Raw genomic sequence first — 12,868 nt, 5'->3', positions numbered from 1 at the left:
ACTCGTTCGACAAGTAATCAGTTCTGGCTCTGCACAGTGACAAGTGATTTTTCAGAAGGGTCGATATTTTCAAATTTACAAGTTGTCTGCTGAGGAGAGCCATCCTGCATGCAGGCGTTAACGGTTACGTCGATCGGAAAGCTTCCTTTCGACGTGGTCTTAAGCGCCCGATCGATCCCCGTGTCCAGGTCCACGTCGCTAGAACCGCTAAAATGTTGGTTCATTATTGTCGCCTCCTTGCCCCCGTTGAAAAATACCTCCGGCCATATTCCCGTTCCGGCTATCGACAATTTAGAATGGACCCTAGCTGTCACGAGGGTATTAGCCGCGAACCCGATGCACTCCGACTGGAGATGTTGAGAGCTTGCTCTCTTGTAGCTCGACTTCAGAAATGCCTCGCACTGCGTGCAGTAGCAATTTTTATCCACCCTCTGCACTTGCGTACACGCGCTATCGCTACCGGCGGCGTGCATCGAAGCGAATGCAGACACATTGCAATCAGGAACGCGTTTAATGTCCGCCGGGACTTCAGCTATGGCAACGGTGTCTTGCTCGGCACAATCGCCTCCATCGGCGGCGGCCGTGGCACAAGATTTTGCGGCCTTCTCAACATCGCTACGAACTTTCTTCATTTTTGAAAGATACTCTGAAGCCTTATCATGGTCGAAATCGAAATAGCTTTCGTTGAAATTCAGCGCGTTTTCCACGATCGCAATACGATCTGTCGATGCGTCGTACAATTGCATCAGATCTTCCATAATATCAGCGGAATTGCTTTGGGAAGACAGTTTAGATATATTTGCTTCGTGTAACGCTAGCTTGAAGTTCAACGAATCAGAATAATTAGCATATATCGCAGAAGAAACGCTTGGAATGCTGTCTTTCTCTCCCACCAATTTTCCAGCAAATTCGGCAGCATATCGGAGCAACGCTTCCGGATCCGTTAGAGATGACGGATGGTCGGTTGTATGCCCTGTCTGGGCAATATGTATGTCTACTCTATTAGTTTTAGAAAGTGTCTGAAAATCTGATTCAGTTCCCGCATCAATCTTTGCGGTGCCATAGCTCGCCTTCAGTTGGCCCAGAAATTTATTGCTTTCTTCTTCGCTGGCGTTATGCAGCTGAACGATTGCCAAAAATTCTCCGCCACTAACCAAGGATGCGACATAACTATCCCCACATGCGCTTTTGAAAAAAGCTTGCGATATCTTCAACGCTTTGATAGCCGAATCGGTTAATTCAATGTCGCCCGACAGTACTTCTCTGGTACCTTCAACTCTAACCTGTATTGAAAAATATGAATCGTTTGAACTTACACCGTGAGCGACAATGTTGGAGAGTTCCGCGCTTGCCTGCCCTGCGGCTCCAAATACCGATGCATACACGTGAACGTTTAGTGCTTTCTTGAACTCAGTCGTAGAGGATATCTTCTTTATGTCAACGACCGCCTTGGGGTCGGAAACAATTGTTTTATCAGCCTGGTTGGCGACGACTTTTATACAGGGCGGGTGGAAGTTTCCAATTACCGGATTGAAGCCGTAGCCGAGGCCAAGCTGCTGGTCCAGGTGCGCGACATTGATTTCCGCCGCTTCGGCTCGAGCAAGGACCAGGGTTGCTAACGGTATAACCAGTGCAAGGATTTTCATGGATCTCCCCCTTTTTGACTTCTGATTTGATACGATGATTGCTTACGCCGGTGATTTGCCCTGCGGTAAAGTTTCGGTGAGCCCGTCCCTAACCTAACAAAGCGTCTCACAGGCGACCCCGTCGCCATCCCGGTCCAGCTTTCCGCCCCATGGGCAGTTCTGCAGATACCATTGGGCTTCGTCGCACGAACCGATCTGCTTGCACGTCCGCCGCGGTTCGCAGGAATAGCCGCTCTGCGCGACCAGCTTGCGACTGACGATGCCGAGGGGCTGGCGCGACGGCGCGTCGGCGTGCTCCGCGCGCCATTCCAAGGCGCCTGAAACGTTCCGACCCACAGACCGACCTTTGCCGCCTCGGCGTTCGCCTGCTGCGCCGTGTAGGCGCCATGGCTGTAGCGAGGCCAAATCGAGCGCCTGGCCATGCTCGACCATCCAGGCGGCGACGCTGGCGCCGTCTGCGCGCCGGCAGTCCCCGACGAAGCGGTGATAGCGGTCCCAGTCGACGAAGGTGCACCGCACCGGCCTCGAGGCCGCCAGGAAAGAGTCGAGCGCTTCGGCCGATCGCCGGCCGCATGGGTATTCGAAGCCCTTGGCGTCGTCGCAGTACTGCCGGCTCTCCGGCGCGTCGATGCCGTTGAACCGGATCCGCTGGCCGTGGATCTCGATCGTGTCGCCGTCGATGACAGAGGCCACGCCGGCGATCGGTTCCGGCCGCGGCTCGAGCAAGTTCGACAGGTTGAGCTCCGGCAAACGGTCGCTGTGCTGCAGGAGCATCTGCGCGGCCAATGCGCCGGCCGCAGTGACCGTGCCAACGATCAGGCGCAGCGGGACTTTCGCCCATCTTCTGCGTGCACGAGAGCGCCTGGCGCCAGTTCGCCTTCGCCACTGATCAGATCGGTTGTCGTGACGTGACCTGTCCACCATGCCTTAGCTCGCTAGAGTGGTTTGTAGCCAATCGATAAACTGGGGAACATTAGCCAATCCGGCCTTGATCGCCTCCAGGGTTAAGGCCTTCGTCGCTTCCGCCGGAAGCGACTTGATCTGGTCAACCAGCTTGGTTTTGACCGTGGCTGGCGCGTTGGACTTCTCGACCTGATCAACCAAAAGCGCTTTTATCGTGTCTTCGTGCAGACGGACCGTCACGATTCCGAGAATCGCAGATAGGCCCCCGTCGTCAGCGAGAAAATCTAAGCCTGCGGCGGTGATTCTCGCTGATATCGGCCCCGGCGGACCGTTCAACATCCGGCTCCATTTTGCTTCAGCTAAACCATGCTCGGTGAGGTACCAGAGATTCGCGGTAAAGGTGGACAAGTCGGCACCTTCGATGACGGGAAAGCTGCGCATTGAGTCCGGGTAGACCTCCGAGAGGGTTTGCAGCAGTTTGAGTTGGAGACCTCGTTCGAGTTTCATTGTTTAGCGCCTATGCCGACCAACCTGGCCAAGTGCTGTCGATCATGGGCATGCCGGCGCAGTAGGTATCATATACGAATTGCCCCGTCGCCATGTCTCGGCATCGCCAGATCAGCACGTAGCCTTGACCGTAGAACTGGTCCCAGGCGACACCGTAGACCTGAGGACGAGGCACATAGTAGCCTCCGCCACCGTTGTTAGCAGCAACGGCCACGGCTGCGCCTCCCACTGCCGCAACAGCTATTCCAGTCGCGACAGCATTGTCGGCTTGCACCAGCCGCGTGCACTTCTCGGCGGTTGCGCCCCGCCGCGTCAAAAGGGCAACCACTTTGCTTCGATATTGGTCGTCGGTGCTGGATGCTAACACATGACACAGCGTCACTGTGTTCATTGCCGTGAGATCGGTTTCGCTAGCTACAGGCGTAGTTGAGCAGCCGGAGAGGCACACCCCGGCGGCCGCAAGAACTATCGATTTTCTCATTTGATTTCCCCCGCACAAATAATGCGGCAACTCTGTCTCAAAAGTCTAGAGGGCTAATTCTTTTTCGGCAGTGGGAAAAGCCGCGCGGCGGGCCGGGCCTGAAGAGGCGACCCGGCTGCCGCAGGGGGGTTGGGGGACCACGGCAGCCGGGCCATGCCGGAGATCCTCCCGGCGGCCTCCATCATGCGCTTATATTAGCATCGGCGCAAATACACCTAAGAGGGTAGATCCCGGCAGCGGATTGTCATTCGAGGATGAAATAGAGCGGAATGAGGAGTGAGAAAGCGGCGACACCAGTGAGGAACAGGTCTGTGATCATGCGCGGGCACTGCTATTCATTGCTTCCCCTGTCCGTCAGTTTCTCGACCGTAGCGACGATTGCAGCGGCAAGCGCCGCCGCCTCATCCATCAACCTTGGGCCATAGAGCCCGTTCACCATCTCTTCGCTCGGCAGAACGCCGGGCGGGCAGTGCTCCTCAATCGTTCTTCTGATGATGGTTAGCGCCGCCCGGCAGTCTTCCGCATCGATCTGCATCAACGACGTTTATATATAATTCCGCTAAAATGCGATGGAACTAAAGCAGCCATTTCGTCTTAAATCGCGGCGTGGAGTTTCAGTGCATGCGTAACGAAGGCCGGCTCAAGTTCATCGAGCCGCTGATGCCTACCTTGGTTGAGAAGCCGCCCGAGGGCGAAGGCTGGATTCACGAGGTCAAGTTCGACGGCTATCGATCGCAGATCATCAAGGATGAAACCGGCGTTCGCCTATTCACCCGCCGCGGCCTCGACTGGACCGCCAAATACCGCGACCTCGCCAATGCGGCCGCTGACCTCGAGGTGGAAAGCGCCATCATAGACGGCGAGATCATCGTGCTGAACGATGCCGGGCTGTCTGACTTCGGCGCTCTGCGCAAGGCTATCACCAGCCGGCAACATGATCTCTATTTCGTCGCCTTCGATCTCCTGCACGTCAACGGCCACGATCTGCGCGACATGCCGCTGGAGGACCGGCGCGAGATCCTTTCCGAGATGATTCCGCCGGACATCCGTATCCAATTCAGCCAAGCGCTACCGGGCGAGGCGAGCGCCATCTTCCACCTGATCGACCGGGCCGGCATGGAAGGCATGGTCTCGAAGCGCAAGGACAGCAAATATCGCAGCGGCCCGTCGACCAACTGGCTGAAGGCGAAATGCTATACGGTCGAGGAATACGAGTTGCTCGGCGTCGAACGGGAGCCCGGAAAACCGGCGTTTGCGCTTATGGCCGATCGTCAGACTGGGCAGTATGTCGGCTCGGCTTTTATCAACTCCAGCCGGGCAATCCGCGAGCGGCTATGGAAGCGCGTCCAGGAGCACGCCGGGCCGGCGCCCAAGGGCATGAAGCGACCGGCGACGCAATGGGTGAAGCCGGGGATCATCGGCCGCGTGAAGCACTTGCGCGGCGAGGTGGATTTGCGGCACGCTTCGCTGCAGGATTTTCGCGAGGAGAATCATGCCGATTCGACGGAAGGCAACTGAAGCGGGAATTTTGGAGCCTGAGGAACTGGCATTGCTCGGGCGGGTGTTCGAACAGGTCACCGTCAACCGCCAGTCGCCTGAAGCGCTGGACGCGCTCGCATCGCGCGTCATCGCGAACTATATGGCTGGGGTGACCGACGAAGCCGAGTTGGTTTTGCTGTCCCGGCAACCGCTCGGCCGGTAGGGAGAAGACGGCGCTCAATTCGGCGGTTGTATCATTCGGAAGACTTACTTGCGTTCGCGCCGCGGCAGACAATATTCTTTCAGCAATTCCATTGCCCGCGGCAGCGGCTGCCTGAGCCCGCGCTGTGGTCAGGAATGGGAATAGGGAATCCGCTCCGTGTAGAGTTCTGGAGCGGGTCCCTGCCGCCCCGAGAAACGGTGCCTTATCAAAGCCGCGCCGAGGGCGGGATCAATGCCATGGCCGAGCAACAGTGGTGTCTACTGGCCCGCTGATCTGGACAAGCTCCAGCGGGTGTTTGATCGGCTGTGTTGCGAGCGCCGTCTCGCGCCAGCGGCCGCCCGATCGCGCCATCCACAGTAACGCATCCAAAAACAGCCGGTTATTCGTCCTGGGACCTCGCTTGCCCTTGGTTCCTCCGGGAACCAACCCTCTGATCCGATCCCACTGATCATCCCGAAGCGCATCGCAATCCATCGCTGACCTCCAAAAGTCAGCGTTGAATCTGATTTGCCCTAAAAGGGGAACCCCAAACCTTAAATCGTCACTACGACCTAGGGAAGTGTCCAAATTTTCGATGCCGGGACCACGGACGGAACGGACCTACTGCGGGCCATTTCAATGCGGGCGCCATCTGGCTAACAGTGAACAAAATAAGAACAAAAAGTCAAGGGCGGCCTTGACGGCAGAGGAATATGTTCCTTATTCCTGAAGACGATCTGAGCAGGAAAGGGCTATGAGAACGCGCCAGAACGCGCCGAGTGGCGAAGCTATGTCGGAATTGGAAATGGCGGCGCAGCAGGCCATCGCTGCGGCCCGCGGCGATCCCGTGGTTGCGCTGCTGAATGTTCTGGCCAGGAACGCTGAACTCGAACGCGAGCTCGCTCTATCGCGGGCGGCAGTTTCCAACGGATTCTCTCGCGGCTGGCACAAGGCGCGATCGTGATGGCGAATACGGCCGAGGACAATTTTCGCATTGAAGTTTAGGACCGCGAGGAAAAGACCCACCTCGAAACGATATCTCGATCGCCGGATGCGATGGTCAGCCAAGCGGCTTGGCAGGCAGCGATCCGGCGCCGGCCGGGCATGCTGCTGATCCACTTCAACAGTCGCCACGTCATGGAGAAAATCATCACGCCCGGCGAAGTGAAAATCCCACCACAGACGATTATCGATGGGAGCATTCACGCCGGTCTCGACGTCGCGCTCGGGGATCTGCGCGAATGGCACAAGCTACGGGCGTGGTGCAAGAATTGCTCCCATCACGCCGAGGTGAAGCCGGCGGCCCTGATTCGCCGATATGGCAAGGACGCGCTGTTCAGCACCGTTGAACGAGCGCTTTTCTGCACGAGTTGCAATCGTGGCGGTCCGGTCCGACTGGAAATTCACAAGCTGCCACGGAACTAGCCTCACGCGTGGCCTGGTCGATGCAGACGATGTGTTCGTCGCACGGCGCTGTGTTCTGCTCGCCGGCGTAGAGAAAGACCGTGTGGCCGCGGCCCTTCATCATCCGGCAGAAACTGGCGATTTTGTTAGTGAAAGCGCAGGAACTGAAGGCGTCGGTGACGTGAGGCAGAGCCACGATATGGAAGCGCATTTGGTCGTCCTATTGGTCAGCATAAAACTACAAGACCGGTATCAATTGATCAGCCCGTGCGTGCGTAGCGCGTCTTCGATTGCCTTGACGCGCTGGCTCGCATCCCTAGCAGCATTGTCGAGAGCCTGCACGGTGGCCTGTACATAAGACCCCGTGTGGGTCTGGCCGGCGTAGGCGGCGAATGCGCCCTTAAGCGCCGTGCCTGTGCCTGCCGTCCACCCGGTTGCGCGTGGGCCAACCACCTGGGTGCTCGCCACGGTGAACGACCCTGCGGCGTTTATGAGGGTGCCTTGGGCATAACCTGAGATCCCCGTCACGCCGCCGCTAATAGTCAGGAACTCAAGCCGGCCCGCTTCGCCGCCCGCTGCCACCAGAAGGGCACGCGCCCTGGTCTGTGCATAGGCCACTGCCGACACTGATGCGTTGTTTCCGAGATACCGAACGACGCCAAGACCGTCCCCGTTCGCAGGGGTGGCGCTGTTCCGCTTCAGGTCGTAATAGGGGCCGTCATTGGCGCTGCCGTCATCTGAATAGACTGCCTGCGCTGGGATGCTGTTGTTACGGTACTCGTAGTCAGTACCAAAGACAGTGACCACCGAACTGTCGCCCGCGACGAAGACGCCCTTTTGTGCCAAGCCGTCAGCCCACGAGCCAGTCGCCGTGAAATCCTGCATCGCGGCAGTGAGCGGCACCCTGATGTCGAAGGCATTGAGAACGAACTTGGCGGGGCTCCCAACAATGCTGCTCGACGGCACCGTGGTCATATAGCGAACGTTCAATTTCAGATTGTCGATCCGGGTGTTTCCAAGCGCGGTGTTGCTGTCGATGATGCAAGTGGTGAACGTCTGGAACTGGCCTAGCAGATCCAGTTCCAAGCCTTGAAGCACAGTCTGCACAGCCGTCGCCGGCTGGTCTACCCGGATCGGAGCCCGGCCCTTCGGTTCATGCTGCCAGCCGAGCGAAACATCGCGCATGGCGATGCCGTTGTTCATGTCAAGGACAACGCTCGGGTTGCCGTAGGAAAGGCCGTAGCCATTGTCCCACGAGAATGCGGCGCAGCCATTGAGCAACATGCACGGCCCCATCTGCGGGCGAACATTGCCCGATGTGAAGGTCGTGTACGCGGTGGAGTTGATGCCGGAAAGCTCGAACGTTCCCGCGCCCGTGTTGATATTGGCGACGGTGTAGACGGCGGTTGCATTCGTGGTGCCCGGATTGAGTTCCGTCATTCCGGCAAAGTCGTGAATGAAAACCTTGTCGCCGTTCGCAAGACCAGATGAGACAAGGCCCGCTGCATTGACCGAAACGACCGCGGGATTTGCCTTCGTGACACCGGTCACGGCGAGCGTCCACGGGACGTTACGCATAAGCGTCGGCATGTCGATCTTGTGCAAAATGTTCGACTGCGAACTGTCGGTGGCGGCCGGCAGCGTAGCATAGTCGGAGGTCATGCCGCCGAGATAGGTATCGATCGTGCCCCAATGGCCGGCGTTGACGTAGCAATAGCTGTTCGCGTTCTTCGACTTGTTGTCGATATAGAAGCCGCTCAGGTCCGACACTTCCGACGCGAATTGGATCAGCGATGCTTTCGACGCATAGCCGTTCAGCGTCACTTTTTGGAAAGTGTTGCTCGGCGCGGCGCGCACAACGCCAGCAACTTTGTCCCGCCCGAGATAGAGCAGGCATTGCGGCGTGTTCGTAGCGTCGCCAGTCAGGTGGATATCGCTGCCAGACAGCACGTTGCCGCCTGCGCAATCGAGCAGCGTCTTGCCCGTGCAGTACCCAGCAACACGGAAGTTCAGGATGTTGAACCCCGGCTGTTGAATGCCGGTGGCGTCGATTGACACTGTGGACTTGTACCAACGCCCGTCCGTGCTGGCGGCGAACAGGAACCCGCCTGCTGCCGCGCTGTAGGTGAGCTTCGCGAAGGTGAACATCGCGTTGATCGCCGTGCCGCTGTCCACGGTGACATCAAAATTGCCGCCAAACATGCCCGGATGGAGCTTGTAGACGCGCCGCTCCCAATACCAACCGGAAGTGTTCGACGCGACGTAGACACCTTCCGACGGGTCGGAGAACGGGATCGAGGCATTGACGGCCCAAAACACGCCGGCCCGTGCGCCCTCCGTGAGATACACCGACGCACCGGCCGATGGCGTGAGCGCCTTCATGGCGGTTCGTGTTGCAACCGTGCTGCTCGGCCCTGTCGCGCCGGTCGGTCCCGTGGCGCCGGTCAATCCGGTAACACCGGTCGGTCCGGTGGCTCCGACTGCGCCGTTACTGCCATTCGTTCCGTTGGCTCCCGCAGGACCGGTAGCGCCCGTCGCTCCGACCGCTCCAGCGAGGCCAGACGGCCCCGTGGCACCTGTCAGGCCCGTCGGGCCGGTCGCACCAGCGCCAGCAGGACCGGTCGGCCCCGTGGGGCCGGTAGCGCCCTCGCCGGTGATCAGCGCCAGCGTTGCGAGCGCGAGACTGTCCGGCGTGACGCTCTGGTTCTGCAGCTTGCCGTCAGACCGCCGCACGTCGGCCAGTGCGTCGATCGTGTCGCCGGCGGCCCGCGTTAGCTCGGCAAGGTCCGCCTGCAATTGAGTTCCAGGAAATGGGTTCTGCTGCTGTTCCTGTTGGAATGCTACGTATGAATAGGTTAGCTTCGGCTTCGTCGGAGACGGCATTTTGATGCACCAGAACGTCGCTTCCAGGTAGCACCGCGGCGCGCGAGCCAAGCTCCGCGCGACACGTTTGAGATGCTGGTTGGAAAGCGGTTGACGTTGGCTCCGGCGATCCCGAAGCGGCTGGTGCAGTTGCCCGAGTTCTGCGCGGTTCCGGCTACATTAATTTAGCAAGCTTCTCCGGAAAGGGCCAGTAGACTAATCAGCCGCCCGCTCTTCAAAATCGTGGGCGTCGGTCGACCATAGAAAGTTGCGTCTCGTAAAGCGCCCTACACCATCGTTTATATCAAGTTCATTGAGGTGAATGTAGCTCGAATCATCCGATCCAATCGCACCAGCGGGGCCGGCACAATAAATAGACAAGTGACCATCTATGTGCTTTTTCATGGAATGCGTGTGCCCGCACAGTATCTGCTTTGCCCCGGCAGATTTAGCCGCCTCAACTAGCTCCTCGAAATCGTTCAATTGCAATTTCAGCGTGCAGTCAAAAGGGGCAAAATGAATTACCCATATTATATGGATGTTTCTATATTTCTGCCTCAGATCATGATGTCTAAGAAGCAACGATTTTAAGACGTTCGGATAGACGCGTCCTTGACCATACCTTAGGTAAAAGGCAGCAGCATTAATTGCTGAACAGTCATTGCTTGCGTCCAGCGTGAAATCAGCGAAGATCAGTGCTAGCTTCTCGTCCCCTTTGCTCAAAACTGTGTGTGAAATCTTTCCGTCATGGTTCGGCATCCGATTTCCAAAATTTAGGCTGAAGGTGGTTGACCCTCCGGGGCTTCCGTAGTCATCACGGTAGTGATCGTGGTTCCCAGCCATCACATGGATATCGGGATGAGACGCCTTCAAGGTCACAGAGCCACCTGGGGTAAAAAAGCGGTCAACGGGAGTAGCGTCGACGAACGCCTTCGCCGTTGCTAGGTCTAGCTGACTGCCTGTGGTCGCCAGGTCTCCTGATACAATTATGCAGTCGGTTATGTCACCGTAACGCCATGCGAACCGCGCTACACCAGCAACGATGTCAGGGTCGTAGCTTTCGGGACGCGTTAACTTGAGTGCTAAGTTTCCATTCCACCATTGGCGCGCGGTATCGAGACTGCCGCTCGGTTGCCTCTTAAATAGCGCTAGAGCATTTCTCCGGCGAGGCTCGATGCAGAGATGGATATCGGACAACTGAATGAACCGGAAAAGTGTCATTCGGTTCTAACGGCACGCACAAAGCTCTGTTCAGCGATCTTACGAAGCGGCTCAAGCCGGACGCGCACGCTGGTGCCGGTCGCGCTCATTCGGCCCCACTCCCCCGAAACTTCTACGCCACCGCTCAGGTTCGCCAGCAAGTCGGTTGCGAGCGCGTTGAGGAATGCAGAACATTGGTCGGGGACAATCCAAAACCGTTCGCATACGGCGACCTGGAAATGAGCATCAACTCTACCATCTTGGACCAGCGCAAATGTGCCGGGGTGCTCCCCTCGCTTCTGCTGAACGAAAGAGCCAAAGAGTGACACCAACCTTCGGCCGAATTCTGCAGCCAACTCTGCCTCATCCGACCAGCTCATAAGCCGTTCGGACTCTGCGAACTCTCCCGCCGGAGCAAATTGCCGCAGGCCGTCAAACCAATAAGTGAGCACTGACTTGCTTGGGGAATACGAGCCACTCAGGGTCATTGCCGCTTGGCGGGGGACGGTTTTTGTCTCGGGGGCGCCAGCTTTGAATTGATGGTAGGTAAGAAGCTCGAAATTGTAGGCGCTGGCGGCTTCCCGCCAGACGCCAAGTGAGGGAATATCCCTTAAACCGCGATGTAAGATTCCACTGGCCGAGAGCATCGGATGAAGAAAGTCAGCATCCTTCGGCACCCCTGTTGGCGCGAGATCCTGATTGCGGACCGTACACCGAACCATCCTCTCTGTCGCATCAGGGTTCCCGCGATCAAATCGAGCGATTGGTGAATCTTCTGTAAAATGATACATCTAACGAACAGCCAGAGAGCTGGAGGAAGCAAAATCCTTCAGTGCGTCTATTTTTCTTTTCGTGCGCTGCAGCTTGGCGATAAAATCGTCGAGAACGTCTTCGGTGAGATGGCAGGTCAGGTCCCGGTTTTGGTCAATGCGAGAATCTGTGCTTATTCTCAGCTGAATCGATATCACGAATGACTTCGGCACCGGCGTCTCTTTATCATCTCCGAAATCCGGCCGCAGGTCGACCAGGGTTTTCAAATCGACCGCTGCGGGCAGTATACCGCCCTTCAACATCTCTCGCTTCCGATATGCGTCGTGGGCCGATGACTTTGAAATCAACTCCAATAAGCGGGTGGAAAATAGAGCCGCCTCTGGTTGGGGCAATGCCGAGAGGTCGAGGTCCCTGACCAGCGCTTTGGCAGCATCATTATGCGCAAGCGGAGAGTCTTGTGCCGCTACGTAAAGGTAGGCGAGCGAATTTGCCAGATATGAGATCTGCCTCTCGGACAGTCCCAAATCTTGACCCAAGGCGCTCACGACGGCACGCGGTAGAGCAAACGACAATTCGGACGTAAGGCATTCCTTAAGTCGGGCGAACTGCTCGTCGGGAAGTTCTACGATCAGAAAAAGCGTCTCTTCCAGTGACGATGGCGGCAATGCCGTGCGCCTCGTAGCCAACCTAGCACCCCCCCGTTTTTGACACTGGTGGCGCAAAAAATGCCTTTGCGCAAGCTTCGATATCCTAGCCTTTGGCCTTTCCTCCCCTGTATATCGGACCAAATTAGGGCCGGAAGGCGGAAAGTGCCCCGCCGGCCTCAGCACCGGTGCGCTCCGAAGCCTCGCCGATCCCGATCCTGGCGCCGCGGTTGTTCGCGTTTCGGATAAGTTCGACCGACTGAGGGTCGATGAACATGTCGGCCAGAGCCCATAGATTGCTTCGCAGAGCCGCACGCTTGGCAACGTCACCTGCTTTGACCAGCGAGGTGCCCAAAGAGCGTGCGAGGCCGACAGCCAGCCGACGGGGGACGCGGCGCCGCCCAGGTCCATGTTCATCGACCGATTGAACTCCGTCGCGCTACCGATCTGCTTGCGGCGTCCGGTGGCCTGAAGAACGTCCAGCACCTCCGGCATTGCCGCGGCCGCTTGCCCACCAGGTATCTCGCGCAGGACGGCGTCGAGCACTTCCTGCCGAACGTTGTTGCCCGCGACGTCCTTGTGAAACTTCGCGCCGGCGAAGTCACGAACGCCTTCCTGGGTTTCGGTATTAGCCTTGCCGAAGCGATCAGCCAGATTCTGCCGCACAAGACCGGCCGTTAGGTCGGGATCCTCCGCTGCCAGTCGTCGTGTTGCGTCACCAGCCTCGCCCGCCGAGCCGGTGAGCGAGTTCTGCGGCAAAAGCGCGTTG

The 12,868-nt window shown here is 57.8% G+C and carries 13 protein-coding genes and 1 pseudogene; 4 read left to right on the top strand and 10 right to left on the bottom strand.

Going from position 1 to position 12,868, the window contains the following annotated elements:
- Positions 1-17: 17 nt before the first annotated feature.
- The 5 genes from C7I87_RS28235 to C7I87_RS28215 form a co-directional block, all read right to left on the bottom strand.
- Entirely contained in the window at positions 18-1,646 is a 1,629-nt protein-coding gene (locus C7I87_RS28235) for a hypothetical protein (RefSeq protein WP_149907307.1), read from the bottom strand.
- 93 nt (positions 1,647-1,739) lie between these two features.
- Complete coding sequence (locus C7I87_RS28230; protein WP_188394034.1) at positions 1,740-2,432, bottom strand: excalibur calcium-binding domain-containing protein; 693 nt, start codon at positions 2,430-2,432, stop codon at positions 1,740-1,742.
- 141 nt (positions 2,433-2,573) lie between these two features.
- Positions 2,574-3,056 (bottom strand): hypothetical protein, encoded by a 483-nt coding sequence (locus tag C7I87_RS28225; protein WP_149907306.1) that lies wholly within the window; start codon positions 3,054-3,056, stop codon positions 2,574-2,576.
- Between the two features lie 10 nt (positions 3,057-3,066).
- Complete coding sequence (locus C7I87_RS28220; RefSeq protein ID WP_149907305.1) at positions 3,067-3,537, bottom strand: hypothetical protein; 471 nt, start codon at positions 3,535-3,537, stop codon at positions 3,067-3,069.
- A 331-nt stretch (positions 3,538-3,868) separates the two neighbouring features.
- The gene (locus tag C7I87_RS28215; protein WP_188394033.1) at positions 3,869-4,072 is read right to left on the bottom strand and encodes a hypothetical protein; all 204 of its coding nucleotides are present in this window, start codon (positions 4,070-4,072) and stop codon (positions 3,869-3,871) included.
- An 86-nt stretch (positions 4,073-4,158) separates the two neighbouring features.
- On the opposite strand from C7I87_RS28215, the gene C7I87_RS28210 reads away from it, so the two are divergent.
- Both C7I87_RS28210 and C7I87_RS28205 read left to right on the top strand, forming a co-directional pair.
- Positions 4,159-5,055, top strand: a complete 897-nt coding sequence (locus C7I87_RS28210) for an ATP-dependent DNA ligase (RefSeq protein ID WP_149907303.1) — start codon at positions 4,159-4,161, stop codon at positions 5,053-5,055.
- Positions 5,056-5,086: 31 nt separating this feature from the next.
- Positions 5,087-5,239, top strand: a complete 153-nt coding sequence (locus tag C7I87_RS28205; protein WP_306440522.1) for a hypothetical protein — start codon at positions 5,087-5,089, stop codon at positions 5,237-5,239.
- 321 nt (positions 5,240-5,560) lie between these two features.
- On the opposite strand, the pseudogene C7I87_RS28200 reads toward C7I87_RS28205, so the two are convergent.
- Positions 5,561-5,713 (bottom strand): annotated as a pseudogene (locus C7I87_RS28200) (transposase); the annotation flags it as partial.
- Positions 5,714-5,972: 259 nt separating this feature from the next.
- On the opposite strand from C7I87_RS28200, the gene C7I87_RS28195 reads away from it, so the two are divergent.
- Positions 5,973-6,182, top strand: coding sequence for a hypothetical protein (locus tag C7I87_RS28195; protein ID WP_149907301.1), 210 nt, complete (start codon positions 5,973-5,975; stop codon positions 6,180-6,182).
- A gap of 92 nt (positions 6,183-6,274) precedes the next feature.
- A complete protein-coding gene (locus C7I87_RS28190) occupies positions 6,275-6,643 on the top strand; it encodes a hypothetical protein (protein ID WP_246696435.1) in 369 nt (122 codons plus the stop codon).
- 231 nt (positions 6,644-6,874) lie between these two features.
- Here the strand turns inward: C7I87_RS28190 and C7I87_RS36545 are convergent, their stop codons facing one another.
- From C7I87_RS36545 to C7I87_RS28170, 4 genes are all read right to left on the bottom strand, one after another.
- On the bottom strand, positions 6,875-9,505 hold the full coding sequence (locus C7I87_RS36545) for a collagen-like protein (protein ID WP_149907300.1): 2,631 nt from the start codon (positions 9,503-9,505) through the stop codon (positions 6,875-6,877).
- A 195-nt stretch (positions 9,506-9,700) separates the two neighbouring features.
- Positions 9,701-10,705: a metallophosphoesterase family protein gene (locus C7I87_RS28180; protein ID WP_149907299.1), complete on the bottom strand. Its 1,005-nt coding sequence runs from the start codon at positions 10,703-10,705 to the stop codon at positions 9,701-9,703.
- The gene (locus tag C7I87_RS28175) at positions 10,702-11,475 is read right to left on the bottom strand and encodes a hypothetical protein (RefSeq protein WP_149907298.1); all 774 of its coding nucleotides are present in this window, start codon (positions 11,473-11,475) and stop codon (positions 10,702-10,704) included. The genes C7I87_RS28180 and C7I87_RS28175 overlap by 4 nt, the downstream gene beginning before the upstream one ends.
- Positions 11,476-12,858 carry a hypothetical protein gene (locus tag C7I87_RS28170; protein WP_149907297.1) on the bottom strand — a complete coding sequence of 461 codons (1,383 nt, stop codon included), beginning with the start codon at positions 12,856-12,858 and terminating at the stop codon, positions 11,476-11,478. It abuts the gene before it with no gap.
- Between the last annotated feature and the right edge of the window lie 10 nt (positions 12,859-12,868).

Source organism: Mesorhizobium sp. SARCC-RB16n, from assembly GCF_008520305.1.
Lineage (GTDB): Bacteria > Pseudomonadota > Alphaproteobacteria > Rhizobiales > Rhizobiaceae > Mesorhizobium.
The sequence above is the reverse complement of the archived record's forward strand: the minus strand, read 5'-3'. Positions and strand labels throughout refer to the sequence as shown.

What these genes read in the sequence shown, in the direction of transcription:
- C7I87_RS28235 (WP_149907307.1), bottom strand. Translation starts at nt 1,646, where the DNA reads ATGAAAATCCTTGCACTGGTTATACCGTTAGCAACCCTGGTCCTTGCT.
- C7I87_RS28225 (WP_149907306.1), bottom strand. Translation starts at nt 3,056, where the DNA reads ATGAAACTCGAACGAGGTCTCCAACTCAAACTGCTGCAAACCCTCTCG.
- C7I87_RS28220 (WP_149907305.1), bottom strand. Translation starts at nt 3,537, where the DNA reads ATGAGAAAATCGATAGTTCTTGCGGCCGCCGGGGTGTGCCTCTCCGGC.
- C7I87_RS28215 (WP_188394033.1), bottom strand. Translation starts at nt 4,072, where the DNA reads ATGCAGATCGATGCGGAAGACTGCCGGGCGGCGCTAACCATCATCAGA.
- C7I87_RS28210 (WP_149907303.1), top strand. Translation starts at nt 4,159, where the DNA reads ATGCGTAACGAAGGCCGGCTCAAGTTCATCGAGCCGCTGATGCCTACC.
- C7I87_RS28195 (WP_149907301.1), top strand. Translation starts at nt 5,973, where the DNA reads ATGAGAACGCGCCAGAACGCGCCGAGTGGCGAAGCTATGTCGGAATTG.
- C7I87_RS28190 (WP_246696435.1), top strand. Translation starts at nt 6,275, where the DNA reads ATGGTCAGCCAAGCGGCTTGGCAGGCAGCGATCCGGCGCCGGCCGGGC.
- C7I87_RS36545 (WP_149907300.1), bottom strand. Translation starts at nt 9,505, where the DNA reads ATGCCGTCTCCGACGAAGCCGAAGCTAACCTATTCATACGTAGCATTC.
- C7I87_RS28180 (WP_149907299.1), bottom strand. Translation starts at nt 10,705, where the DNA reads ATGACACTTTTCCGGTTCATTCAGTTGTCCGATATCCATCTCTGCATC.
- C7I87_RS28175 (WP_149907298.1), bottom strand. Translation starts at nt 11,475, where the DNA reads ATGTATCATTTTACAGAAGATTCACCAATCGCTCGATTTGATCGCGGG.